Origin of the sequence: Ahrensia marina (assembly GCF_001293565.1) — a bacterium.
Lineage (GTDB): Bacteria > Pseudomonadota > Alphaproteobacteria > Rhizobiales > Rhizobiaceae > Ahrensia > Ahrensia marina.
Genome location: NZ_JXMU01000028.1, coordinates 27,151 through 52,339 on the forward strand (window position 1 = coordinate 27,151; position 25,189 = coordinate 52,339).

Genomic DNA, 25,189 nt, shown 5'->3' on the forward strand with positions numbered 1-25,189 from the left:
CGCCATCATCTGTTAGGCGGTGCAGCATACATTAACATAATGATGAGTTTTACCCATGATCCCTCGCTATTCACGCCCTCAGATGGTCGATATTTGGTCGCCTGAAACCAAGTTTCGTATCTGGTTTGAAATTGAGGCTCATGGTTGCGACGCTCTTGCCGATCTTGGCGTTATTCCCAAAGAGGCAGCCAGCACGATCTGGGATAAGGGAAATGCCGCAACCTTTGACATTGAGCGCATCGACGCGATTGAGCGTGAAACGAAGCATGATGTTATCGCGTTTCTGACCCATCTTGCTGAAATCGTTGGCGAACCGGCACGGTTTGTCCATCAGGGTTTCACATCATCAGATGTGCTCGACACGACGTTGAATGTTCAGCTTATGCGCGCAACCGATCTGCTGCTTGAAGATATGGACAAGCTGCTCGCTGCTATCAAAAAACGTGCCGAAGAACACAAATATACTGTCTGTATCGGCCGCTCGCACGGCATTCATGCCGAGCCTGTTACATTCGGTCTTAAAATGGCGCAGGCCTATGCCGAATTTGACCGCTGCAAAGCGCGTCTTTTGGCTGCGCGCGAAGAGATCGCGACCTGTGCCATTTCCGGTGCTGTCGGCACATTTGCCAATATCGATCCTGCTGTGGAAGAACATGTCGCCAAATCCATGGGTTTGAAGCCGGAGCCTGTTTCCACGCAGGTTATTCCGCGCGACCGCCATGCCATGTATTTTGCTGTTCTTGGTGTTATCGCCTCTTCGATTGAGCGTCTGGCCACAGAAGTGCGCCATTTGCAGCGCACCGAAGTGCTGGAAGCTGAAGAGTTTTTCTCCAAAGGCCAAAAAGGTTCGTCCGCGATGCCGCACAAGCGCAATCCGGTACTAACTGAAAACCTCACCGGTCTTTCACGTATCGTCCGTGCATTCGTAACGCCAGCCTTGGAGAATGTTGCGCTGTGGCATGAGCGTGATATTTCACACTCATCAGTGGAGCGTATGGCCGCACCTGATGCGACGGTGACGCTTGATTTTGCGCTGGCCCGTTTGACCAATGTGGTTGAAAATCTTGTTGTTTATCCCGAACGTATGCTTGCCAATATGGATGCGCTTGGCGGTCTTGTTCATTCACAGCGCGTTCTGCTGGCGCTGACACAGGCCGGTGTCAGCCGTGAAGACAGCTACCGTCTGGTACAGCGTAATGCGATGAAAGTTTGGGATGCGTATCAGCAACGCCTGCCAAATCCGCCCGTGTTCCTGGATGAATTGCTTGCCGACGACGATGTGCGAAAAGCTTTGAGCGAAGAAGAAATCCGCGACAAGTTCGACATTGGCTATCACACCAAACATGTTGATACGATTTTTGACCGTGTGTTTGGCTGATGCCTGCCGCCCACATCGCGCTCGCCATTTTGGTGGCCGCGATTTACGGCACCGCCTTTGTTGCCATTCAATATGCCGTTCTTGAAATCCCGCCGCTTATGGCGACGGGGTATCGCTATTTATTGACGGCGCTGCCGCTGATTTTCTTCGTGCGTAAACCCAATGTCGGCTGGCTCAATCTGGCCGGTTATGGCGTCATGCAGGGCACGATTATGTTCGGCATTATTTTTACGGCGATCCGGCTGGGCATGCCGCCGGGCCTTGCCTCCATGGTTGTGCAGCTTCAGGTGTTTTGCACGATTTTCTTTGCCTTCGTTTTGATGGGTGAAAAGCCGACACCAAAGCAGATTACAGGCGCTGCGATTGCGATTTGCGGCGTCGGCGTAATCGGTTGGGGGCTTGGCGCTTCAGCGCCGCTTGTTCCGTTTTTCATGACCATCGCCTCGGCCGCCGCATGGGGCATTGCCAATATTATTTCTAAGAAAGCAAAGCCAAACTCCATGCTTGGCTATGTGGTGTGGTCTGCTGCGTTCGCACCGGTGCCATTGTTCGCTTTATCGAGCCTGATTGAAAGCACCACATTTGGCGTTTTACCTGTCTGGCCGCCAAGCTCGATTGTTATCGCTTCAATTTTATATCTCGCATACCCGACAACCGTGCTGGCTTTCACGGCGTGGGTATTCCTATTGCAAAAGCATAGCGCGGCGGCAGTTACGCCCTTTGCGCTACTCATACCGATATTCGGTATGGGGTCGACAGCGTTGATATTTGGCGAACCGCTCAGCGCTGTCACACTGCTGGGTGCTGCGCTCGTGTTTATCGGATTGGCAATTGCTGTGATCAGGCGGAAAAGTTTGCGCGAAATCAAACAATGAATTTGTACGACAATATTGACATTCTCACGCCAATACCCACTTTGCACCCATGAAAATTCGTGACGCAAATATTCTGATTATTCCGGGCTTTAAAGGTGCCGATGAGGACCATTGGCAAACGCGGTGGGAGGCTAAAATGCCGAACGCAACGCGTGTCAATCAAGCCGAGTTCAACAAACCGGTTTGTGAGGACTGGAAAAAGGAAATCGAAAAGGCGATTCTTGCCAGCGACAAGCCGGTTGTATTGGTGGCCCATTCCTTGGGCGTTGCGGCGGCTGTGCATGTTCTTAATGAAAATGACGATGTGAAAAAGAAAGTCGTCGGCGCGTTTTTCGTATCGCCGCCTGATGTTGCCAATCCGAAGATTCGGCCCAAACATTTGATGACTTTCGGCCCTTACCCGACCGGACCTATGCCCTGCCCGACATTTGTTATCGGCAGCAGCAATGACAGTTTTTCCGATCAGAAGAGGATGCAGGAAACTGCCGCCGACTGGGGCGCGTTTTTTGTTGATGCAGGCGAAAGCGGCCATATTAACGGTGAAACGGGACACGGCCCTTGGCCGGAAGGTTTGATGGTATTTGCCGAGTTTATGAAACGGCTTTAGGCGCGGTCAGTAGCCACCGTCCAGGTCAATCTGATCGCCGTCTTTGGCTGCCTTTATAAATCGCTGCGCGCCAGCGCTGATCAGACTTGTTTCAAAACCGAGCGCGATCAATTGAAACCCCATTTGCGTGAAACGTGGCGCATCGCTTGGATTCATTGAAAAAATACCGGCTAATTTACCTGCGTCACGCGTTTTGCTGGCAATCATGGCGATTGCCTTCATCATGTCGTCCAGCGTCGGATCCACCCTATCGCCATTTGTCCAGCCAATCGACAGGTCGGAAGGGCCGACAAAAACGCCATCAATCCCATCAACAGCCAGAATATCATCGAGTGCCGTCACGGCTTCGCGGGTTTCTATCATTGCCAGAGCAAGTGTTTCATTGTTGGCGCTTGCCAGAAACTTATTGCCGCCTTCCAGCCCGCGCAAAGATTGCGCGCGCGTTGCGCCCCAGGAGCGGCTGCCGAGCGGCGGATATTTGGCGGCATCGGCAAATGCTCTGGCATCTTCCTCCGAATTGATCATCGGCGCGATAATGGCATCAGCGCCCATGTCCAACGCGCGCGATGTCATATCATTGCGGCCAACCGGAATACGGACAACGGCGCATTTTTGTCGGTTTATAATAGCTGAAAGCCCGTCCCAGACAGATCTTTCATCATGCCCGCCATGCTGCATATCAAGGGTGACGGCATCAAATCCGGTTGTCGCTAGATGATCAACCAGATCAGCACTAGGCAATGACGACCACGCTGTTAAAAGCGTGTCGCCACTGCGAAGCAGGTTTGCCATTTGATATGGTTTTGCCATGGTGCTTTTAAGGCTTAGTCTTTTTCAACCTGCTGGATAGCAAGTTCCATTAGTTCAACCATTTTGGCTCTGATATCTGTATCGCTGATTGGAACATTCGCCTCATCAAAGTCGCCGCGCACTTTGCGGAAAACATCTTCGTCACCGGCCTCTTCAAAATCGGAGGCAACAACTTCTCTTGCATAAGCGGCAATTTCGTCACCGGACTTGCCCAACTTTTCTGCAACCCACTCGCCAAGCAGTCTGTTGCGACGTGCTTCGGCTTTAAAACGAAGCTCGGCATCATGCGCAAATTTATTCTCAAATGCGGCTTTGCGATCTTCAAGGCTCATTATTCTCTCCAAATTAGAAATAAGTATCTACTGTCATTAGATGCGATTTAACGCGGATAAAATCAATCACTGCGCTAAACTTTATAAAACATGTGTGTTTCTTAAAAAAAGCGTGGCATTTCAGCCCGGAACTGCGACTTGGCATTTGTGCCTTGTCTTTATTTGGTTTATTTGAGCGCATATTGTTTCAGCGGCCGGAACCGGCCCTCCCACACAAGCGAGCATTTGCATATGAAACAGCGCCGCCGCATCTATGAAGGCAAAGCCAAGATTCTCTATGAAGGACCGGAACCAGGCACCCTTGTTCAGTTCTTTAAAGATGACGCAACCGCGTTTAACGCCAAAAAGCACGATGTGATCGAAGGCAAAGGTGTTCTGAACAACCGCATTTCAGAACATATTTTTACCCGCCTTGGCGCACTCGGCATTCCGACGCATTTTATCAAGCGGCTGAATATGCGTGAGCAATTGATCCGCGAAGTCGAGATCGTCCCGATTGAAGTTGTCGTACGCAATGTTGCCGCCGGTACCATTTCAAAACGTCTTGGCCTTGAAGAAGGCACGCCTCTGCCGCGCTCAATCATCGAATTCTACTATAAAAATGATGAGCTTGATGATCCGATGGTGTCCGAAGAACATATTACGGCGTTTGGATGGGCCAACCCTCAGGAAATTGATGACATGATGGCGATGGCTATTCGCATCAATGACTTTTTGTCGGGCATGTTTGTCGGCATCGGTATTCAACTGGTGGATTTCAAAATCGAATTCGGCCGCCTGTTTGAAAATGACACAATGCGGATTGTTCTGGCGGATGAAATTTCCCCGGATAGCTGCCGCCTCTGGGATATCAACAGTCAGGAAAAGCTTGATAAGGACCGGTTCCGCCGTGACCTTGGCGGTCTTGTGGAAGCTTACACAGAAGTCGCACGGCGCCTTGGCATCCTGAACGAAAACGACGCCCCGCGCCCCAGCGGCCCAAAATTGGTGAAGTGAGACCCAAAATGATTAAAGCACGCGTTATCGTCACCTTGAAAAATGGTGTTTTGGATCCGCAAGGAAAGGCGATTGAAGGCGCATTATCTGCTCTGTCTTTCGACGGTGTGGATCAAGTGCGTCAGGGCAAAGTGTTTGATATTGCTGTTGAACATGATGACAAAGCCAAAGCGGAAGCTGATTTGAACGCTATGTGCGAAAAGCTTCTGGCCAACACTGTGATCGAAAACTACACGGTGGAGCTGGTTTAATGAAAGCCGCCGTTATCCTCCTGCCCGGCCTTAACCGCGACCGCGATATGATTGCGGCGATCACGCGTATTTCAGGCCAGCCGCCTGTCACCGTATGGCAGACAGACACAACTATTCCCGATGTTGACCTGATTATTGTACCGGGCGGATTTTCCTATGGCGATTATTTGCGCTGCGGTGCCATTGCCGCGCGTATGCCGTTTATGAAAGCTTTGCAGGAAAAAGCAGCACAGGGCGTTAAAGTCATGGGCGTGTGTAATGGTTTCCAGATTTTGCTTGAAGGCGGGCTTTTGCCGGGCGCATTAATGCGCAACGCATCGCTGAAATTTGTCTGCCGCGAAGTTGAACTTGAAGTGTCCAATGCTTCAACCGCATTTACAGGCGGCTACGCCCAAGGCCAGATTATTCGCTGCCCTGTCGCGCATCATGACGGCAATTATTTTGCTGATGAGGCGACGCTTAAAAGGCTGCAGGACGATAATCGAATCGCTTTCCGTTATGCCAACGGCACCAACCCGAATGGTTCAATTGATGACATTGCCGGCATTTTGAATGCTGAAGGTAATGTACTCGGCATGATGCCGCATCCGGAAAACCTGATCGAGCAGGCACATGGTGGCGATGATGGCCGCGCCTTGTTTGAAAGCGCTCTAGGACTTGTCGCTGCCTGATAAATTCTCTTTATTGTGCAGGGACTTGTGCTTGAGATGCGACTTGCAATGTGCCTGGCGTCACCCGAACAACCTCAATAAGTTCTGACACAGCATTGCAGCGGAACTCAAGATTTGCCGCATGTGATTCAAGCGTAACGTAATAATGCGCACCGGTATCAATTTTTGTGCGAACACGATTGCTGTTTGCACCAAGCTGCTGCAACATGGTGGAAATGACCGCCGGACAATCATTAAAATGTGTGGCCGTGCGGATAAGCAGCTCTTCACCGGCATAAGCTATATTGGCAGTCATTAAAACGCTCATAATAACAGGCACACCGGCCCCGATTAAAGGCAACTTCTTCATGGTTCGATCCCCCGATCGCTTAACAGAGTGCAACGTTAAAAAAGTTGCATTCCCCCTCTCCCAAACATTGAACGCAGATCAGACTTCGGCTGATTCGTGCGCTTTAACCTTCAATGCTACGGCGAAATGGTTAACGGAAATAAACCATGTTTGGAAAAGTCTGATCGCTCTTGTGCCTGTAATGGGTATCGCGCTTTCAGGATGTGTCACGTCCGAGCCGGTGGCCGGGCCATTATCCGGTGAGTTTGAGGCAAAAAATGCCACAGCGCTGCTGCAAAACGTCAATTCGCTTGGACTGAAATGCTGGATCAAATCCGGGGACAAGGCATTTAGGGGGCTCGCCCTTGTCCCCGAACTTGACACGCGCAGCGGCAGTCCGCGCATTTTAATCGTACAGAAAGGCAAGTCGCAGGGCCTGCCCCAGATGGTGATTGAAGCCAATGGAAAGCCGGTTAAGCTTCAAACTTACGGCCCTTTGACCGCGTCGCCCTTATCCACCCGCATCAATAGCGATATCATCGCGTGGAATACGGGTAAGGACCGGTGCTAATTCGAACAGGATTTGCGCGATCTTGAATGGAAAGCCGGATTGCGGCTTTCCTCAACGGGGTTAGCTATCCGAACGCACATACATCGGGAAGGATTTGCGGATCTCGGCATCCGCATCCTGTACCGAGATACCGATATCGCGCAGATGGTGCCTCTCCAGCTTCATCAAATTAGAGCGCGTACGTCGTTTCTGAAGCTTGGCAACGAACATCGCTACAGCCACTTTTACCCAAGTGCGAAATGGAACCATGTCCATTGCATCAAAATTTTGAGTGCCAATCCGGATTGATTGATCTTGAAAGCGCATTGTATCGATTGTACCCATTTTCATGCTCCAGTCTAAATTTTTGGGTTACATTGTTGCAATAGTTTGATACATTGAACCCAATATTGTATCAATATAAAGAATTGGCACCATGACAAATTGGCTCCCTGAACTCTCCGACAACAAAGGCCCGCTCTATGTAAGGCTGGCTGACGCGATAGAACGCGACATCAGTTCGGGTGCATTGCCTGCCGGGTCCAAATTGCCGCCGCATCGTAATCTTGCGTTTGATATTGGCGTGACCGTCGGCACTGTCAGCCGCGCTTATGGCGTTGTGCGCGAGCGCGGGCTTGTGGCCGGCGAAGTCGGGCGCGGTACCTATATCAAATCTCCTGCGGCAGACCGCAATTTCACCTCGAACAATTTGAGCCGCTACAACGGCTTGCTGCCAAAAGCACATCCGGAACTGACATTGATGAACTCGACATCCGCGCCGGAGGTCGGTCAGGCAAAGATGATTGCCAGAATTTTCACTGAAATTGCCGAGGAGGATCCCAAAGCTATCTCCGATTATTTGCGCCACATCCCTGATAGTTGGCGCGAGGCCGGCAGACGGTGGGTTGCGCGTAAAAACTGGTCGCCCTCCTTGGCAAATATTTTGCCGACACAAGGCTCCCATGCCGCCTTGGTTTCTGTGCTCAACACGGTGACAGGTACCGGTGACCGGATTGCCTTTGAAGAACTGACCTATCCGGCAACGGTTAGGGCCAGTGCTTTGATGGGCAGACGCTCGATCAAGATTGCGACAACGGATCAGGGACTTGACCCTGAAGCTTTCGAACATGTTTGCGCGCAGCAGCACCCAAAAATTGCAGTCATTGTGTCCACGTTCAACAACCCTACCCTGACAACCATCCCGCTCGAAAACCGGCTAAAAATTGTCGAGAGCGCCCGCCGCCACAATGTCCTTATTCTTGATGACGATACTTATGGCGTTCTGGACGATGATGCGCCGCCATTGTTTTCCGAACTGGCGCCTGAGCGCACATTCCACGTGACATCATTGTCAAAATCGGTTGCGGCGGGTCTGCGTTCCGGCTTTGTGGTTTGCCCGACAGGCTATGCCACCCGTGTGATGAACGCCCACCGGCTGATTACAGGCAGTGCGCCGCGCGCGATCATGGAAATATCAACACGCCTTATTCTGTCCGGTGAAGCCGATCAGATCATGGCCAAAGTTGCGCTTGATAATGCGGCGCGTGTTGAAAAAGTACGCGCCGCGCTTGCCGGATTTGAATTTCGCAGCGACCCGCGCTGTCCGTTCGTCTGGTTGCGCCTTCCGGAACCGTGGCTTCCGAGTACTTTTTGCAAGGCGGCACGTGCGCAAAATGTTGTCGTTGAAGAAGCTGACGAGTTCAAAGTCGGGCAAACTGAATATGCGGTGCCCTTTGTGCGCATTGGCATAACGGGAGAACTGGAGGCTGATCGCCTTGATGACGGGCTGAATGTCCTCAAACAATTGCTCCAGCAGCCGGCGCTTGCCTATGATACCATTGAATAAGCGCGATTTAACTGTGGCATAGCGCAGTTTAGACTGTAAACGTGCCGCATGATCCGCTATCAGATGGCCAGTCAAAAACGCCCGAATTTGCTGGATTGTCATGAAAATCAACAATACCGCCCCGATCACCGATGAACTCATTGCCGCGCATGGTTTAAAACCGGATGAATATGAGCGCATTTTAAGTCTGATCGGACGTGAGCCGAGCTTTACCGAGCTTGGCATCTTTTCGGCGATGTGGAATGAACATTGCTCCTATAAATCATCGAAAAAATGGCTGCGCACACTGCCGACCACCGGCCCGCAAGTCATTCATGGTCCCGGTGAAAATGCCGGTGTTGTCGATATTGGTGATGGTGAATGCGTTATCTTCAAGATGGAGAGCCACAATCACCCGTCCTATATCGAACCTTATCAGGGTGCTGCGACCGGCGTTGGCGGCATTTTGCGTGATGTCTTCACCATGGGCGCACGGCCGATTGCAGCAATGAACGCTTTGCGTTTTGGCGAGCCGGAACACAGCAAGACGAGGCATCTCGTTCACGGTGTCGTTTCAGGCGTTGGCGGTTATGGCAATTCATTTGGCGTGCCGACAGTCGGCGGTGAAGTTGAATTTAATGCGCGGTATAACGGCAATTGCCTTGTTAACGCCTTCGCAGCCGGCATTGCGAAAACAGACGCTATTTTCCTGTCGGAAGCAAAAGGTGTTGGCCTGCCAATTGTTTATCTTGGCGCAAAAACCGGCCGTGACGGTGTGGGTGGCGCGACAATGGCGTCAGCCGAATTTGACGAGACAATCGAAGAAAAGCGCCCGACTGTTCAGGTTGGTGACCCGTTTACAGAAAAATGCCTGCTGGAAGCCTGCCTCGAACTCATGAAAACCGGCGCGGTGATCGCCATTCAGGATATGGGCGCGGCGGGCCTTACATGTTCAGCGGTTGAAATGGGTGCCAAAGGCGATCTGGGTGTCGAGCTTATTCTTGATGATGTGCCGGTCCGTGAAGATCACATGTCAGCCTATGAAATGATGCTTTCCGAGAGTCAGGAACGCATGTTGATGGTTCTTGATCCTGCCAAGGAAGAAGAAGCCAAAGCAATTTTCGTCAAGTGGGGTCTTGATTTTGCAATCGTCGGCAAGACAACCGACGATCTGCGCTTCCGCGTGATGCATCAGGGTGAGGAAGTGGCCAATCTGCCGATCAAAGAACTTGGCGATGAAGCACCGGAATATGACCGTCCGTGGATCGAGCCGGGCGTATGGAACCCGATGGCATCGTCCGAGTTCCCAGAGGCGGAAGATTACGGGCAAGCGGTTTTAACAATGCTTGGTTCTGCCAATCTGTCATCGCGCCGCTGGGTCTGGGAGCAGTATGATACGCTCATTCAGGGCAACTCCCTGCAATTGCCGGGCGGTGATGCCGGCGTTGTGCGCGTCGACGGCCACGACACGAAAGCGCTGGCATTTTCATCGGATGTAACACCGCGTTATTGTGAAGCTGATGCTTTTGAAGGCGGTAAACAGGCTGTGGCCGAATGCTGGCGCAATATCACCGCCACCGGTGCAGAACCGCTCGCATCCACCGACAACCTCAACTTCGGCAATCCTGAACGTCCTGAAATCATGGGCCAGTTTGTAAAAGCGGTTGAAGGTATCGGCGCTGCGTGTTCCGCGCTGAACTTCCCTATCGTATCTGGCAATGTGTCGCTTTATAACGAAACATTTGGCGAAGCTATTTTACCCACACCAACCATTGCCGGTGTGGGCATATTGCCGGACTGGAACCAGATGGCACGTATCGGCACCATGAAAGACGGTGACCATGTCTTCCTGCTTGGCGGTGACGGATCGCATCTTGGCCAGTCGATTTATCTTGAAATCATGCATCAACGTGCTGACGGCCCGCCGCCGCCGGTTGATCTGGCCATTGAGAAGCGCAACGGCGATTTTGTCCGTTCGGCTATCCGCAACGGTCAGGTTACGAGCTGCCATGATCTGTCCGATGGCGGGTTGGCTATTGCGCTTGCGGAAATGTGTATCGCGTCAGGTAAAGGCATGGAGATCAATCCCGGCGAAGCAGATCTGGCCCATGCTCTTTTATTTGGTGAAGATCAGGCGCGCTATGTCGTGACCATCCCTGATGCTGATGCGAATTTCTTTGCGATCAATGCTGAAACAGCGGGCATTCCCTTCCGTGATCTTGGCATAGTAGGCGGTGACGCGCTAACATTGACGGGAATCGTATCGACAACCATATCAGTAGCAGACATGCGCAACGCACATGAAAACTGGTTCCCGCAATATATGAGCGCCGAACAAGCGCCAATCGCGGCCGAGTAGGAGAACACTCAATGCCGATGAACGCCAATGACATCGAGAAGATGATTAAAAACGCCATTCCGGACGCAACAGTTACGATTCGTGATCTGGCAGGTGATGGTGACCATTATGCTGCTGAAGTTGTCTCGGAAAGCTTTCGCGGTCTTTCCCGTGTAAAGCAGCACCAGATGGTGTATGCGGCGCTTGAGGGTAATATGGGCGGTGTTTTGCACGCCCTCGCCCTGCAAACATCAGCACCGGACTAAACAAACACCACAAGCCGCTTTGATTGCCGGTATTCATACGATTCCTATTTTGCAAGAAAGCGCTTGCTAAGTCTGGAATTTACCAAGTGCCATCGCTACATTGCGGTTAAACAATCTAATGAACAGGAATATGCCATGAGCATGAACGATTTCATCGACAATGAAGTGAAAAACAACAATGTCGTGCTTTTCATGAAAGGCACACCGGATTTCCCGCAATGCGGATTTTCCGGACAGGTTGTTCAGATTCTCGATTATCTGGGCGTCGACTATAAAGGCATTAATGTGCTTGCCGATGACGATCTGCGCGAAGGCATTAAAACATATTCTGACTGGCCGACAATTCCGCAGCTTTACGTCAAAGGCGAGTTTGTAGGCGGCTGCGATATTATTCGCGAGATGTTCCAGGCAGGTGAACTTCAAACACATATGAGCGATGCCGGCGTGGAAGTAAAAGCGGCGAGCTAAGACGCGCCAAATTCACTTTAAAACTTTGCAGCGCGCACCTTCGGGGGCGCGTTTTGCTTTTATCATTATTGAAATTGTCAGTAGACAGATCGCTATGTGCGCCATAGTCAAGATTTAAACAGGAGTTCGCCATGACCAAATCAACCAAGTGGAACATTTATCTTTCAGGTGAAATTCACACCGATTGGCGCGAACAGATTGAAGCTTCTGTGAATGAAGCCGGATTACCTGTCTCATTCTCCGCGCCTGTGACCCATCACGAAGCGTCGGATGATTGCGGCGTTGCTATTTTAGGCGCTGAGTCCGACAAGTTCTGGCATGACCATAAAGGTGCGCAAATCAATGCAATCCGCACCCGCACACTAATCGGTAATGCTGATATTGTGGTCGTACGCTTCGGTGAAAAATACAAGCAATGGAACGCGGCCTTTGATGCGGGCTATGCCGCAGCACTTGGCAAGCCACTCATCATCATTCATCAGGATGAACATGCCCATGCGCTTAAGGAAGTTGACGCCGCAGCGCTGGCTGTCGCCAAGACGCCCGCGCAGGTTGCCGACATTTTGCGTTATGTGATTGAAGGCCGGCTTGACGGCTATACAGACGGAAGCGCGTCGTGAGCGAGCCAATACTATTTGACGGTTTTGATGAAAAATCACTCAAGTTTTTAACAGCACTTGGTTTTCATCAGAACCGCGAATGGTTTCACGAAAACAAGCCGCTTTATGAAAAACTGATCAAGGAGCCAATGGGCGATTTGGTTGAGGCGGCGTCTTTACGTTTTGCGGAACTTGGCATTCCCTTACATGGCACCCGCAAAACATCGCTCTATAAAGTCAACCGCGATGTGCGGTTTGCAAAGAACAAAGATCCTTACAACACCCACGCTTCAGCCGTTTTAACGCGCAACGGCACCAAAAAAGACGGCTCCGGCGCCTATATGCACTTCAAGCCCGACAATTGCCTATTTGCGGCCGGTGTCTGGTATCCTGAACCCCATGAGCTTCGTGCTTTGCGTGAAATGATCGTAGAACGGCGCGATGATTTTCTTGAAATAGAGCGCAAACTGGCAAGCAAAGGCTTGCGTTTTGACAATGAGAAGGCTCTAAAGCGGGTGCCTCCTGCGTTCAAACATATTGAAGATTTGGACTTGCAGCGGTTACTCAAGCAAAAGAGTTTTACGGTCACACGCCCCGTTGCGGATAAAGATATCCAAAACCCTGCCCTGATTGAAACTCTCGTCGAATTGACCCAAGACACGATGCCCCTGATGCAGTTTTGCTGGCGGGCAATGGACCCGCTTCGGGACCAGTAACGGAGTGACTTTTGACAGATTCTGTCCAAATAAAAACCGATCCTTCTCTGCCTTCCCAAAATCAAGGCTTTATTGAAGGAAGCACCATCTCGCGTCCGATGTTCATCGCAATGATTGCCATGTTTATGGCTCTCAATGCGCTGGCGATTGACATTATCCTTCCCGCATTTCCGGCCATGCTCGACACATTCGGTCAGGATGTCGGCAATAAGGTGCAATATGTGCTGTCTGCCTATTTGATCGGTTTCGGTATTGCGCAACTTTTTTATGGTCCGGTCACAGACCGTTTCGGGCGTCGCGCGCCATTGTTTTTCGGCATGACGCTTTACATCATATTTGCTTTTGCCGGTGTTTTTGCCCCCAGCTTTGAGTTGCTATTGTTCTGCCGCTTTATGCAGGGTGTGGGCGCTGCCTCAACACGCGTGATTGCCGTTGCGGTGGTACGTGACACCCATTCAGGACGCGCTATGGCTTCAACCATGTCGCTTGTCATGATGGTATTTATGGTGGTGCCGATCTTCGCGCCGATGATCGGACAAGGCATTATTATTTTTGGCGACTGGCATCTCATCTTTCTTTTCATGGCCGCGATTTGTGCCCTCGTGCTAACATGGGCTGTATTTAAAATGCCTGAGACACTGCCCGTGGATAAAAGGCGCGAATTGACACTGAAGTCGGTTTTGACGTCCTTCAGGCTGATTGTTTCCAGCCGCCTCGCCTTTTTCTATGCCATTTCCACGGCATTCTTTTTTGGCGGCCTGTTCGGCTTTTTGAATGTCGCCCAGCCTATCTATGGCGATGTTTACGGGCTTGGCGCTTGGTTTCCGATCGCCTTTGGCTCGGTTGCCGTTCTGATGGCGTTTTCCTCATTTACAAATTCGCGACTGGTCGGCACTTTGGGTCAACGCCGATTGGCGCACAGTGCCTTGCTGGCATTCTTTACCGCCGCGTTGATTCTCGTCGCCGTGTCCCTCAATGGCAATCCACCGTTCTGGCTGTTCATGGGTATTCTTGCGCTTGCCATGCCGCTTTTCGGGCTGATAGGCGCGAACCTTAATTCATTGGCGCTGGAACCGCTCGGTGCGATCGCCGGCACAGCGTCATCGGTGTTGGGCTTCATGCAAACGGTGGGAGGCGCTTTGGTTGGCGCGACGATCGGACAGTTTTATTCCGGTCAGGTTCTGGACCTTGCGACCGGCTTTGCGCTTGTATCCGGCATGGCTGTTTTCTTCGTGCTTATCGCAGAAAATGGCCGTCTGTTCGGTACTGCCGCAGACACATAGACGTGCCTGGAATTTCTATCCGCCTTCGTGATCGAGCGCGGCAAAATCAAACAATGTGCGGTCAAGCAAATGGCCTGGTTGCACATGGGATAATGCGCGCAAAATAGTCTCTTTTCGGCCCGGCGCGCGTTTTTCAAGATCTGCCAGAAAACGCTTCATGGCGTCACGCTGCAAACCGTCCTGACTGCCGCACAGATCACACGGGATAATCGGAAACTGCATTGCCTGCGCAAACTTTTCGATATCGGATTCGGCTGAAAAGCTTAAAGGACGAAGCACTGTCAAATCGCCCTCATCATTGAGCAGTTTTGGCGGCATCGCCTCCAGCCGCCCGCCGTGAAACATGTTCATGAAAAAGGTTTCCAGAATATCTTCGCGGTGATGGCCAAGAACCAGCGACGAACACCCTTCTTCGCGTGCAATTCGGTATAAATGCCCGCGCCGCAGACGCGAACACAGGGCGCAGTAGGTTTTGTTTTCAGGCACTTTTTCTGTGACGATCGAATAGGTGTCGCGGTATTCAATGCGGTGCTCAATGCCATGTCTTTCCAGCCATTCGGGAAGAATGTGTTTTGGAAAATTCGGCTGCTCCTGATCCAGATTGCAAGCCAGAATTTTAACAGGCAAATCACCGCGTTTCTGCAAATCGAGCAGAATGGACAACAGCGCATAGGAATCTTTACCGCCCGAAATACCGACCAGCCAGCGCGCACCGGCCTTTACCATCGAGAAATCGTTCAATGCGGTTTGTACCTGACGGGTCAGGCGTTTGCGCAGCTTGTTAAATTCGGTCGTGCTTGGCGCATGGGCAAACAGGTCTTGCACGGTATGTTCTTGAATGTGGTCGACAGCAATGTTCATAGCAATTGCAAGTATCGGGTGGCGGGAATTTTAGCAAGCACCATAGTGGTTACAAACATTATGGAGATCAAAATGAACTTTCAATTCCATGCTCTGGACCACCAAGAATTCGCTCATCTGCTCGCGTTTGATGATGAAACTCTAGCACAGCACAATGCCCGCCGCATTCAAGTGCGTGATTTTCCCAGCGCGCCCTGCCGCGTGAGCCTTGAAGATGCCGAGGTCGGTGAAACCGTTATTCTGGCAAATTACCTACACATGCCGAAGGATTCGCCATACAGATCATCCCATGCCGTTTATGTGCGCGAGGGCGTGACCACGGCCAAGCCTGAGGAAAACGAAATACCGAAATTTCTAAACCATCGCTTTTTGTCTGTTCGCGCATTTGACGCGCAGGGCATGATGCTTATTGCAGATACCGCTGAGGGCAGCGACGTGAAGAAAACGATCATGGCGTTTCTGGCTGATCCAAAGGTAGAAAATCTACATATCCACTTTGCAAAACAAGGCTGTTACGCCGCCCGTGTCACACGTTTATAATGTGCGAAGCGCTATATTTTACTGGCCGCCCATAGAAAATAGTTGTAGCGAGAAGGTCCGCCAGCGCCGTCCAGCGCATCGGCTTTCAAATCAGGTAATCGATCCAATTGCCAACCGTTTTCCCGCCACGCTTGCGCACAATCTGCCTCGGCGCAAATGATAAGCAATGCATTGTTCTTAAATTCATTCGGATTGAGCCAAGGCGAACGGGAAAAATCCGGACCTTGAATGATTTGTTTTTTGCCCTCGGCATAAAACGACATACCATATGCGGGAAACAAATCGCCGCCATAAGCCAACAAAGGCCCATTACCCGCTGTCTGCCATATATCATCAGCTCGCTCTGCCAGCGCCGCGTGCGGAATGACCGATATACCGCTCGCCTCCGCCAGGTCGGCTTTTTTAAGAAACGGCGTTGCGATCAGAGCCACAGAGCAGAAGAGAACAAACAAGGCAGATGTTGTTCTGCGCTTTAATTCAAACTTTTCCACCGGCAGAAACAGAACAACCAGTAGCGGGGCAACAATATGGATTGGCAACGACCAGTTGCTGGTTAGCGGTGTCCAAATCACAAGCGCTAATAACATTGCTGCAATTATTGGAACAATGAAAGCCCAAAGGATAATCCTGATTTTGGGTACAGCTAAGAGTTTCGGAACATGAGAAAAGTTAAAGACCTGCAACCGTTCTTCAAATGAGCGGAAAAAAGCCAGAGCAAAAAAGCCCGGAATTACGTAGACGATCTGCGCGATAAAAAACGCCGCCTGCCTGTAAAGAATATTGCCGACGCTGCTGTCACCCTGTTCGCTGGCTGCAAATACAAATGGTTGAAAATCATTATCTATCAGCCACGCAATGTGAGGCAGCAGAACAGCGCAAAAGACAATGGTTGCAACAATGCCGAAGCGCCCGAACACCAAAGATCGCATGTGCGGCACTGTCATCGCATGAATAAACAAGCTTACAATCAATGTCGCCGCAAAATATTTTGATAGCATGGCCAAGGCAGCGACAAACCCTAGAAATGCTGCGTCTAACATTCTGGGTTTTTCGTAGAGCCGCAAATAAAACAAAATGGTCGCCGCCCAATAGGGCAGCATGGCTGCATTGGCATTATAACGGATTGCCTGAAAGCCAAGCAAAGGCATAAAAAGTGCTAAAAGCACTGTGCAGTCTTGCTGCTTTTCGTTGAGAAAACGACGCGCGATCAAAACCATCAGGGCGAGGCTTATCGTTAAATTCAGCGATGCCAGCAACCAGTAATTCAGCTCGTTTCGGTGAAAAACTTCAAACCATACAGCAACAGTCCATCCGAACAGTGGTGGGTGCTTGTCATTACCCCACTGCCATCTGATGCCCCAAACATAATTTTCAAAGAAGTCGCCATAACTGTCAAAACCGACTTGCGACAACAGTGGAAACACAGTCCAAAAGGCAAATGTTGCAAATAGATAATAAAAAATGCGCGGCGATATGGGATACATATCACCGCGCATTGAAGTAGTCGTCACGCTAGAATTAACGTGAGTAGAATTCAACCACGAGGTTTGGTTCCATCATGACCGGGTATGGCACGTCGCTCAATGAAGGAACGCGCACATATTTCGATGTCATTTTAGAATGATCAACTTCGAGGTAGTCCGGCACATCACGCTCGGCAAGCTGTGTTGCTTCAATAACAAGCGCAAGCTGTTTTGATTTTTCGCGGATCTCAACCACATCGCCTTCTTTCAGGCGGTATGAAGGGATGTTCACTCGCTGGCCGTTCACTTTAACATGGCCGTGGTTCACAAACTGGCGTGCGGCAAAGATCGTAGGAACGAACTTTGAGCGGTAAACCATTGCGTCCAGACGGCTTTCCAGCAGGCCGATCAAAAGATCAGGTGTATCGCCTTTACGGCGTGCGGCTTCATCAAAAGTTTTACGGAATTGTTTTTCAGAAATATCGCCGTAATAGCCTTTAAGCTTCTGCTTAGCACGAAGCTGAACACCAAAGTCAGACAATTTGCCTTTGCGGCGTTGACCGTGCTGGCCCGGGCCATATTCACGACGGTTAACCGGAGACTTCGGACGGCCCCAGATGTTTTCGCCCATACGGCGATCTAATTTGTATTTTGTCGATTCGCGCTTGCTCATCGCATTTCCTTTCAAGTGTTTATGCCCGATACTTAATGTATCAGGTCAAGGAAACGCGCCCTCCTCTGACAGCTATTGCCATCTGACAGAACCAGTTACGCACGCATTGTATGTTACAGGCTCACGGGACACGTAAAAAACCCCGCAAAAGCGGGATGGCTGCGTGTATGATTATTTGGCCGGTTTGTCAAACGTTTCACACAAATATTCCGCCACGGATGTTTCCCCATCACAAGTGATCATGATCAAAGCGGAAAGAATATATTGATCGCCGTAATCGCTATGACCCCGACGATAATATTCATCGGAATACCCACTTTGAGAAAATCCGTAAACTTATAATTGCCTGCGCCATAGACGAGCGTATTGGTTTGATAGCCGATCGGCGTTGCAAAGCTGGCGCTGGCAGCAATCATGACAGCAACAAGAAACGGCCTTGGATCAACACCAAGCTGCGAGGTCAGGGAAATGACGATGGGCGTTAAAATAACAGCAACGGCGTTATTGGTGACAAGTTCTGTCAGAAAAGATGCTATCATATACACAGCTATAAGTGTCACCAGAAGCGGCAAATCCATCAAATAAGGCGTTATTTTGGATACAACCAGTTCAACAGCGCCGGTTGATTCAAGCCCTGCCCCGACAATGAGCATCGAAAAGATGAGAATGAGTATGGAGCCGTCAATCGAACTCCAGGCTTCATCACTGTCAATGCAACGCAGGAGCAAAATGCCGACAACACCAATCATTGCCAGAAGGCCGATTGGCAAAATACCCAGTGCGGCAAAGGCAACAATCGCAATTAATGCCAGAATGGCCACAGGAGCCTGACGTCGCCGAAATGCACGGGCGCTCGGCTCTGTGATTGAGACAACATCACCTGATGCTGCCAGCGTTTGAAAGCCGGCGGAGTTTCCCTGTAGAAGCAGTTTGTCAGACGGGCGCAACCGAACACTGGCAAGATCGGAGCCTGCAATATGTTTCGGCCGGTATGCACCCAGCACACGCACTCCGGCGCGCCTGCCCAAAGCAAGATCGGAAATGCGAACACCCGTATGCGAGTGATGCGATGTGACAATTGCTTCAGCAATGCGCATGTCTGAATCATTTTCGGGGTCTGTAAAGCTGCGCAAGCCAACACGCAATCCGCTCTCTTCGGCCAAAGTCAGCAATTCAGAGGTCGTTGCTATGACAATGAGCACATCGCCTTTTTGGACAACGCAGTCATTTATGTCCGTTCTGCTTATCTTTCCGCCGCGCCGGACCCCTGTTGTACGCACTCCAGCGCGTTGAAAATCTGCAATGTCCTTGATGGCTTTCCCAATACCTGTGTAGCCCGTCAGAACTGTGATTTCAGACAAAAATGGGGTCTCTTTATCGTCTTCTGAGCCACCGTCATGTTCACGGTTAGGCAAAAGAAAATGGCTTAAAATCACCATGGCACCACCACCAAACAGCGCAACAGTGATACCGACCGGTGCAATTTCAAAGATTGTGAAAGGTTCGATACCACTTTGCCGCGCCACACCATCAACCAGAATGTTTGTTGATGTGCCAAGCAATGTACAAGTACCGCCCAAAATAGCTGTATATGAAAGCGGGATCAGAAGCCTTGTCGGTGCCAGCTTAAGGCTCACCGCAAGGCGGACAACGACAGGAATTAATACCAGAACAACCGGTGTATTGTTCATGAACGCAGAAGCCGCAACTGTTGCCAGAAAGAAGGCAAGAAGTGCAAAAGCAGGCCGCACAACGGCATGTTCAATAATAAAATTGGCGATTGCGTCCAAAACGCCTGTTCTAACCAGCGCACCGGATACAACAAACATGGCTGCAATGGTAATCGGGGCTGAATTGGAAAAGGCATTCATAACTTCGTCTGCAGGCACAAGCCCAAAAACGATGAAGAGTGCCGCAGCGCCCGCCGCAGTCACTTCCGGCGGGTATTTTTCCCAAACGAATGCTGCAAAAAGCAACCCAAGGATTACAAGTGCGATATAGGCCGCATAAGGTGATAGTTCAGCCGTCATATTACCCCTGCGAGATTGTCAGCCAGATTGCTCCGGCGGTAGGCATCTCTGTTAACGATCGCACAACAATATTGTTCCCGTTCATTCAGCCAGTGATATGGCTTCAAGAACAGGTAAAATATTCCAATTTTCTTTGCTGTATTTGATTTAATTACTAAGATTGATCGCTCCAACGACTTCCAATCCGGCTAACATAGAATCTATTGCAATCGTTGCCAAAACAATGCCCATCACGCGGCTAACAACGCTCGCACCGGTGGCACCGATTATTTTATGAATCCGGCTTGCCAGCAGCAGCAATAATAGTGTCAAGCCAAGAACGATCATCAATATTGTGGCTGTGACTGCCTGTTCGGGTATCGAATAACGGTAATTATCTGTCAGGATGACAACGCCGAGCATAGCGCCGGGCGAAGCGATAGATGGCATGGCAAGGGGAAAAACCGCGCCGGAAAGATGGTCTTTCTCCGCCGCTTTAATTTCTGATGATGGTTTAGAGTCACCAAAGATCATCTGCAATGCAAAGAGAAGCAAAATAAGGCCACCGGCAATCTGGAACGCTCCTAACCTTAGGCCCAATGCTTCAAGCAAGAACTGCCCGCCAATCAGAAAGGCCATCAACACGATTGCCGCAATCACAACGGCACGAATGGCAAAGCGCTTGTGCAGATGGGCAGGCACGCCCGTTGTCGCATATAAAAATACCGGCAATGACCCGATGGGATCAATCACCACAAAGATAGTGATGAAGTCTTTCACTATAGAAGACCAGTCAATCATCATACGCTTTTCTGTTAAGGTGCCAAATCAGGATTAGGCTTCTATCTTCTATGGATAGCGTGTTCCAATCAACCCGAATCCAACAATCAATCGCTGAATTTCCTGCGGTGTATTGTTGGATGTAAACAAGGCAATGTCCGGCGCGCCGGTTTCTCGCTCCTTGAAATCCAGATTTTCAGCCAGCGAAACGGCACGGCGTGCAATCGCCTCACTTGTATCAATCCAGTCCACCGGCCAGGGCGCTGTCTTGCGTAAGCGGTTGACCAGAAACGGATAATGTGTGCATGCTAGGACCACGATGTCGGTGCGTTTTCCGTCCTGTTCGACAAAACAAGGGGCTGCTTCCGCCTTCACCGCCGCTTCGTCGACATAACCGGTGCGCATATATGTTTCAGCCAACCCTGCAAGATGTTCGCTGCCCACCAGCCGCACATGACATTTGCTGGCATATTGCTTGATCAGATCGCGGGTATATTGCCTTTTAACTGTTCCAGGCGTTGCCAGAACCGATACCAGCCCTGAATGCGTGCGTTCAGCCGCCGGCTTAATCGCAGGAACCGTGCCGACGAAAATCTGATCAGGATAGATTTCGCGCAGATGATTGATCGCCAAGGTTGAAGCTGTGTTGCAGCCGATCACAATCATGCCGGGATCATGCTGCTCGATAAGCGTGCCGAACAATTTTGTCATCCGTAGCAGAAGCTCTTCTTCTTCCCATGCACCATAAGGAAACGCGGCATCATCGGCGACATAAATATAGCGCATCGACGGCAGAATAATCCGCATCTCTTTTAATACCGAAAGACCGCCAATACCGCTGTCAAAAACCAGTATCGAAGCATTGCGTTTTTCAGCCATTTTTAGCAGCCTCTTTTTGGGCTTTGCGGTGGGCATCATCATCAGGACTGCCCGCCCCGCGCGGCATATTTCTGCTAAAGCGGTCAAGCGATGAGACAACGCCGCGCAGCACCTGAATTTCATCTTGAGAGAATCCTGCGCGGGTGAGAACAGCGCGCAGATTTTCAGTCAGAACCGGCTTTTTTTCCGCTGTCCTGAAATAGCCGCGTGCGTCCAGCGCATCTTCCAACTGGTTGAACAAGCCGAACAATTGCTCTTTAGGCGCTTCCTCGAAATTTGTGCCTGCAAACGGTAAATTGTCAGCTTCGACATTTTTCGTTTTGAGAAATTCGTATGACATCAGCAAAACAGCCTGCGCGATGTTCAGCGAGGCATAGGCCGGATTTACCGGGAATGTGACAATATCATCGGCAAGGCTGACTTCTTCATTGCGCAGGCCGATACGTTCACGACCGAACAAAATCCCGACTTTTTGATCTTTTGCAAAACGCGCGCGCAGGTTCCGGCTTGCTTCTTCAGGCCCTAGAACCTGTTTGAAACCGTCACGCATACGCGCAGTCGTTGCCACGACATAGCTCAAGCCTTCCATCGCTTCGCGCAAGGTCGGATAGATTGTCGCCTGCTCCAGAACATAGACCGCGCCACTTGCGGCACTATTGGCTTTCTCGCTCGGCCAGCCATCGCGCGGATTGACGATACGCAAATCAATAAGACCGAAATTGGCCATTGCCCGCGCGGCCATGCCGATGTTTTCGCCCAGTTGCGGTTCAACCAGAATGATGGACGGCCCTTCGGCCAAAAGTTCTTGTTTGTTGTCAGTGCCTGCCATTGGCGTCGCTTATTCTTGTCAGGGTTACAAATATTGGTCTTGTCATATTTCGCGCAACAACCAAAGTCATCCCCAAATCAATAAACGGGATAAGATGATGCTTTCTGCCGCTTTTATATTTGTCGATGGTACGCTGGATGAAGAATTTTTCCGGCTCGATAGCCAGATCGAAAAAGCGGCAAAGGCAACGGACGGTTATCTGGGTGTCGAGCGCTGGGTCGAACCGGACGGCAAAAAGCGCAACTCGACATATTATTGGCGTGATGATGCCGCACTCAAAGCATTTGCCAACAATTCCACCCATCTAGAGGCCAAACGGCAATATCAAAAATGGTATGACGGCTTCCATGTGGTGATTTCGCGCATTGAAAAGACCTATGGTGACGGTGCGCTTGAAACGTTTTTGCCTGATAGTCGCGCAAAATTTCGCCAATAGACTTAAAAACGATGTGTTAAACGAAAGACGCTTGCGCAAAAATTTGCGCAGCGTGACCGGCTTTGCTATAGCCGCTCTCATAATCCGAAGGATATGCGTGATAACGCATATTCACCACACCAAAAACTGAGGCATACATGGCTAAAATCAAAGTCGCCAATCCCGTTGTAGAGCTCGACGGCGATGAAATGACACGCATTATCTGGCAGTTTATCAAAGATAAACTCATTCACCCTTACCTTGATATTGATCTGAAATATTACGATCTGGGCGTAGAATCGCGCGATGCGACTGATGACCAAATCACCATTGATGCCGCCAATGCGATCAAAGAATATGGCGTCGGCGTTAAATGTGCGACGATCACGCCTGATGAAGGCCGTGTTGAAGAATTCAAACTGAAAAAAATGTGGCGCTCGCCAAACGGTACGATCCGCAACATTCTTGGCGGTGTTATCTTCCGTGAGCCGATCATCTGTAAAAACGTTCCGCGCCTTGTTCCAGGCTGGACCAAGCCTGTTATCGTTGGCCGTCACGCTTTTGGTGACCAGTACCGCGCAACAGACTTCCGTTTCCCCGGCAAAGGCAAACTGACAATGAAATTTGTCGGTGAGGACGGTCAGGAAATCGAACACGAAATCTTCGATGCACCGGCAGCCGGTATTGCCATGGGCATGTATAACCTCGACGCTTCAATCGTCGATTTTGCCCGCGCATCACTCAATTACGGTTTGCAGCGCAAAGTGCCTGTTTATCTTTCTACCAAAAACACCATCATGAAGGTCTATGACGGCCGCTTCATGCAGATTTTTGAAGAAATTTATCAGTCTGAATTTAAAGAGAAATTCGAAGAAGCCAAAATCTGGTATGAGCACCGCCTCATCGACGATATGGTTGCCTCCAACCTTAAATGGTCAGGCGGCTATGTTTGGGCTTGTAAAAACTATGATGGCGACGTTCAGTCCGATACTGTTGCCCAGGGCTTCGGCTCGCTTGGTCTGATGACGTCTGTTTTGATGACTCCGGATGGCCAGACTGTGGAAGCAGAAGCGGCACATGGTACAGTGACACGTCACTACCGCCAGCATCAAAAAGGCGAAGAAACATCAACAAACTCAATCGCTTCGATCTTTGCATGGACACGCGGTCTCGCGCACCGTGCCAAGCTCGACAACAATGATGATCTGCTTAACTTCTCACTCACACTGGAGAAGGTTTGCGTTGATACAGTTGAAAGCGGCTTTATGACCAAAGACCTTGCGCTTCTGATCGGCCCGGACCAGCCTTGGCTTTCAACAACAGGCTTCCTCGATAAAATCGACGAGAACCTGCAAAAGGCAATGGCTGCCAGCTAATATGGCCCATGGTCAGCGAACCATTTTAAGGGGGCTTGCGGTGTTATTGCGCCGCAGGCCCCTTTTGGCATCCGCTTTTCTTGCGGCTGCCGCGCTGACATTTATTTTCGGCCTGAAAGCTCTTGTCCACTTCACCTATTGGACGGATCACCGCCAAAGACCTATCGCCTCATGGATGTCTATCAATCACATTGCGCGTGTTTGGAAAGTTGACGCTCACGAACTCAACGACGCTTTGCAGATTTCTGACAATGCGCTGAATGGCGTTTCAATTGCCCGTATCGCGAAAGAACAGGATAAGCCGGTATCGGTTATCATCATGCAGATTCAATCGGTGATTGAAGAAGAATATGGCGAACCGCCATCATGATAGATACTGTGCTGACATGGTTTGCCCTTTATGGCGTACAGGCACTATTTGTTGCTCTTTTTGCTGGGCAGACAGGCATTATTCCTGTTCCGACAACGATTGTACTTCTAACGGTAGGCGCAATTCTGGTTGATAAAACCGTTGCGCCGATTAACGTATTTCTGGCCTGTATTTGCGGCGCTGCTTTAGGCGATCAGTTCGGCTATGCGGTCGGGCGTGCGGGCGGGCCTGCCTTTGCATCCTATCTGGCTGACAGCCGCTGGGGAAAAATGTTCAAACGGGCAGAGATGTACTCACAAAGATGGGGCGCCATCGGCATCTTTTTCAGCCGCTGGCTCGTGAGCCCCGTCAGCCCCTATCTTAATTATCTCGTCGGCATTACCGGCCTGCCATGGCTCAAATTCACCGTGATGAGCATTTGCGGCGAAATCATCTGGATTGCCGGTTTTCTGTCCATCGGTTACGGGTTCAGCGCGTCAATCACATCAATTGACAGCCTCGTTGCCAATATCGTGTTCTTCATTGGCGGGCTTATCGCCACGCTGTTCTTTTGGTCACGGGTTAAAAAATCGCTTGCCAAATCCAAAGCTGGCAAGCGACCTTAAATCAATCCCGCAGATAGAATTGCTCTGACCTTAAAGCATGTCAGGAAAAGTGGGACCGGTTTTCTGCCCGGACATGCGGCAAATCAAAGGGGTAGA

The 25,189-nt window shown here is 50.5% G+C and carries 30 protein-coding genes; 19 read left to right on the top strand and 11 right to left on the bottom strand.

Annotation, left to right across the window (positions count from 1 at the left end; translation table 11 throughout):
- The first annotated feature begins 55 nt into the window (after positions 1-55).
- From purB to SU32_RS15275, 3 genes are read left to right on the top strand one after another with little or no spacing between them, the layout of a single operon-like run.
- On the top strand, positions 56-1,378 hold the full coding sequence (gene purB / locus SU32_RS15265) for an adenylosuccinate lyase (RefSeq protein WP_054000244.1): 1,323 nt from the start codon (positions 56-58) through the stop codon (positions 1,376-1,378).
- Positions 1,378-2,253 carry an EamA family transporter gene (locus SU32_RS15270; protein WP_054000245.1) on the top strand — a complete coding sequence of 292 codons (876 nt, stop codon included), beginning with the start codon at positions 1,378-1,380 and terminating at the stop codon, positions 2,251-2,253. Before purB ends, SU32_RS15270 begins: the two co-directional genes overlap by 1 nt.
- Positions 2,254-2,302: 49 nt before the next feature.
- On the top strand, positions 2,303-2,860 hold the full coding sequence (locus tag SU32_RS15275; protein ID WP_054000246.1) for an RBBP9/YdeN family alpha/beta hydrolase: 558 nt from the start codon (positions 2,303-2,305) through the stop codon (positions 2,858-2,860).
- A gap of 6 nt (positions 2,861-2,866) precedes the next feature.
- Here the strand turns inward: SU32_RS15275 and SU32_RS15280 are convergent, their stop codons facing one another.
- Together SU32_RS15280 and SU32_RS15285 are read right to left on the bottom strand one after the other, a co-directional pair.
- A complete protein-coding gene (locus SU32_RS15280; RefSeq protein ID WP_082376824.1) occupies positions 2,867-3,670 on the bottom strand; it encodes an HpcH/HpaI aldolase family protein in 804 nt (267 codons plus the stop codon).
- Positions 3,671-3,684: 14 nt separating this feature from the next.
- Positions 3,685-4,002: a DUF1476 domain-containing protein gene (locus tag SU32_RS15285; RefSeq protein ID WP_054000247.1), complete on the bottom strand. Its 318-nt coding sequence runs from the start codon at positions 4,000-4,002 to the stop codon at positions 3,685-3,687.
- Positions 4,003-4,233: 231 nt separating this feature from the next.
- Between SU32_RS15285 and purC the strand changes: the two genes are divergently transcribed.
- From purC to purQ, 3 genes are read left to right on the top strand one after another with little or no spacing between them, the layout of a single operon-like run.
- The gene (gene purC / locus SU32_RS15290; protein ID WP_054000270.1) at positions 4,234-4,998 is read left to right on the top strand and encodes a phosphoribosylaminoimidazolesuccinocarboxamide synthase; all 765 of its coding nucleotides are present in this window, start codon (positions 4,234-4,236) and stop codon (positions 4,996-4,998) included.
- An 8-nt stretch (positions 4,999-5,006) separates the two neighbouring features.
- On the top strand, positions 5,007-5,249 hold the full coding sequence (gene purS / locus SU32_RS15295; RefSeq protein WP_054000248.1) for a phosphoribosylformylglycinamidine synthase subunit PurS: 243 nt from the start codon (positions 5,007-5,009) through the stop codon (positions 5,247-5,249).
- The gene (purQ, locus tag SU32_RS15300; RefSeq protein ID WP_054000249.1) at positions 5,249-5,920 is read left to right on the top strand and encodes a phosphoribosylformylglycinamidine synthase subunit PurQ; all 672 of its coding nucleotides are present in this window, start codon (positions 5,249-5,251) and stop codon (positions 5,918-5,920) included. The genes purS and purQ overlap by 1 nt, the downstream gene beginning before the upstream one ends.
- A 10-nt stretch (positions 5,921-5,930) precedes the next feature.
- Here purQ and SU32_RS15305 read toward each other — a convergent pair whose 3' ends face one another.
- Positions 5,931-6,269 (bottom strand): hypothetical protein, encoded by a 339-nt coding sequence (locus SU32_RS15305; RefSeq protein WP_054000250.1) that lies wholly within the window; start codon positions 6,267-6,269, stop codon positions 5,931-5,933.
- Between the two features lie 181 nt (positions 6,270-6,450).
- Here SU32_RS15305 and SU32_RS15310 point away from each other — a divergent pair, with 181 nt between their 5' ends.
- Positions 6,451-6,819: a hypothetical protein gene (locus SU32_RS15310; protein WP_054000251.1), complete on the top strand. Its 369-nt coding sequence runs from the start codon at positions 6,451-6,453 to the stop codon at positions 6,817-6,819.
- 60 nt (positions 6,820-6,879) lie between these two features.
- Here the strand turns inward: SU32_RS15310 and SU32_RS15315 are convergent, their stop codons facing one another.
- Complete coding sequence (locus SU32_RS15315; RefSeq protein ID WP_054000252.1) at positions 6,880-7,143, bottom strand: DUF1127 domain-containing protein; 264 nt, start codon at positions 7,141-7,143, stop codon at positions 6,880-6,882.
- Positions 7,144-7,234: 91 nt separating this feature from the next.
- Between SU32_RS15315 and SU32_RS15320 the strand changes: the two genes are divergently transcribed.
- The 7 genes from SU32_RS15320 (at position 7,235) to SU32_RS15350 (ending at position 14,293) form a co-directional block, all read left to right on the top strand.
- Entirely contained in the window at positions 7,235-8,644 is a 1,410-nt protein-coding gene (locus tag SU32_RS15320; RefSeq protein WP_054000253.1) for an aminotransferase-like domain-containing protein, read from the top strand.
- Positions 8,645-8,744: 100 nt separating this feature from the next.
- Positions 8,745-10,982: a phosphoribosylformylglycinamidine synthase subunit PurL gene (gene purL, locus SU32_RS15325; protein WP_054000254.1), complete on the top strand. Its 2,238-nt coding sequence runs from the start codon at positions 8,745-8,747 to the stop codon at positions 10,980-10,982.
- 11 nt (positions 10,983-10,993) lie between these two features.
- Positions 10,994-11,227 carry a BolA family protein gene (locus SU32_RS15330; RefSeq protein WP_018687743.1) on the top strand — a complete coding sequence of 78 codons (234 nt, stop codon included), beginning with the start codon at positions 10,994-10,996 and terminating at the stop codon, positions 11,225-11,227.
- A 135-nt stretch (positions 11,228-11,362) separates the two neighbouring features.
- Positions 11,363-11,695, top strand: a complete 333-nt coding sequence (gene grxD / locus SU32_RS15335; protein WP_054000255.1) for a Grx4 family monothiol glutaredoxin — start codon at positions 11,363-11,365, stop codon at positions 11,693-11,695.
- A gap of 131 nt (positions 11,696-11,826) precedes the next feature.
- Positions 11,827-12,315: a YtoQ family protein gene (locus SU32_RS15340; protein ID WP_054000256.1), complete on the top strand. Its 489-nt coding sequence runs from the start codon at positions 11,827-11,829 to the stop codon at positions 12,313-12,315.
- Positions 12,312-13,010, top strand: a complete 699-nt coding sequence (locus SU32_RS15345) for a DUF2461 domain-containing protein (RefSeq protein WP_054000257.1) — start codon at positions 12,312-12,314, stop codon at positions 13,008-13,010. Before SU32_RS15340 ends, SU32_RS15345 begins: the two co-directional genes overlap by 4 nt.
- Positions 13,011-13,021: 11 nt before the next feature.
- On the top strand, positions 13,022-14,293 hold the full coding sequence (locus SU32_RS15350; RefSeq protein ID WP_201454976.1) for a multidrug effflux MFS transporter: 1,272 nt from the start codon (positions 13,022-13,024) through the stop codon (positions 14,291-14,293).
- 15 nt (positions 14,294-14,308) lie between these two features.
- On the opposite strand, the gene ttcA is transcribed toward SU32_RS15350, so the two are convergent.
- Positions 14,309-15,154, bottom strand: coding sequence for a tRNA 2-thiocytidine(32) synthetase TtcA (gene ttcA / locus SU32_RS15355; protein ID WP_054000258.1), 846 nt, complete (start codon positions 15,152-15,154; stop codon positions 14,309-14,311).
- A gap of 72 nt (positions 15,155-15,226) precedes the next feature.
- Between ttcA and SU32_RS15360 the strand changes: the two genes are divergently transcribed.
- Positions 15,227-15,694, top strand: coding sequence for a DUF1203 domain-containing protein (locus SU32_RS15360; protein WP_054000259.1), 468 nt, complete (start codon positions 15,227-15,229; stop codon positions 15,692-15,694).
- Positions 15,695-15,705: 11 nt separating this feature from the next.
- Here SU32_RS15360 and SU32_RS15365 read toward each other — a convergent pair whose 3' ends face one another.
- From SU32_RS15365 to SU32_RS15390, 6 genes are all read right to left on the bottom strand, one after another.
- Positions 15,706-17,205, bottom strand: coding sequence for a glycosyltransferase family 39 protein (locus SU32_RS15365; protein ID WP_144421169.1), 1,500 nt, complete (start codon positions 17,203-17,205; stop codon positions 15,706-15,708).
- A gap of 7 nt (positions 17,206-17,212) precedes the next feature.
- Positions 17,213-17,830 (bottom strand): 30S ribosomal protein S4, encoded by a 618-nt coding sequence (gene rpsD, locus SU32_RS15370; protein ID WP_054000261.1) that lies wholly within the window; start codon positions 17,828-17,830, stop codon positions 17,213-17,215.
- A gap of 245 nt (positions 17,831-18,075) precedes the next feature.
- On the bottom strand, positions 18,076-19,860 hold the full coding sequence (locus tag SU32_RS15375; protein WP_054000262.1) for an SLC13 family permease: 1,785 nt from the start codon (positions 19,858-19,860) through the stop codon (positions 18,076-18,078).
- A gap of 147 nt (positions 19,861-20,007) precedes the next feature.
- Complete coding sequence (locus tag SU32_RS15380) at positions 20,008-20,643, bottom strand: MarC family protein (protein WP_245625556.1); 636 nt, start codon at positions 20,641-20,643, stop codon at positions 20,008-20,010.
- 45 nt (positions 20,644-20,688) lie between these two features.
- Complete coding sequence (gene murI / locus SU32_RS15385; protein WP_054000263.1) at positions 20,689-21,498, bottom strand: glutamate racemase; 810 nt, start codon at positions 21,496-21,498, stop codon at positions 20,689-20,691.
- Positions 21,491-22,327: an RNA methyltransferase gene (locus SU32_RS15390; RefSeq protein ID WP_054000264.1), complete on the bottom strand. Its 837-nt coding sequence runs from the start codon at positions 22,325-22,327 to the stop codon at positions 21,491-21,493. The genes murI and SU32_RS15390 overlap by 8 nt, the downstream gene beginning before the upstream one ends.
- A 94-nt stretch (positions 22,328-22,421) precedes the next feature.
- Here SU32_RS15390 and SU32_RS15395 point away from each other — a divergent pair, with 94 nt between their 5' ends.
- The 4 genes from SU32_RS15395 (at position 22,422) to SU32_RS15410 (ending at position 25,093) form a co-directional block, all read left to right on the top strand.
- The gene (locus SU32_RS15395) at positions 22,422-22,763 is read left to right on the top strand and encodes an antibiotic biosynthesis monooxygenase family protein (protein WP_201454977.1); all 342 of its coding nucleotides are present in this window, start codon (positions 22,422-22,424) and stop codon (positions 22,761-22,763) included.
- Positions 22,764-22,900: 137 nt separating this feature from the next.
- Positions 22,901-24,118, top strand: a complete 1,218-nt coding sequence (locus SU32_RS15400; RefSeq protein ID WP_054000266.1) for an NADP-dependent isocitrate dehydrogenase — start codon at positions 22,901-22,903, stop codon at positions 24,116-24,118.
- A gap of 1 nt (position 24,119) precedes the next feature.
- On the top strand, positions 24,120-24,488 hold the full coding sequence (locus tag SU32_RS15405; RefSeq protein WP_054000267.1) for a hypothetical protein: 369 nt from the start codon (positions 24,120-24,122) through the stop codon (positions 24,486-24,488).
- A complete protein-coding gene (locus tag SU32_RS15410) occupies positions 24,485-25,093 on the top strand; it encodes a DedA family protein (RefSeq protein ID WP_054000268.1) in 609 nt (202 codons plus the stop codon). Before SU32_RS15405 ends, SU32_RS15410 begins: the two co-directional genes overlap by 4 nt.
- The last annotated feature ends 96 nt before the right edge of the window (positions 25,094-25,189 follow it).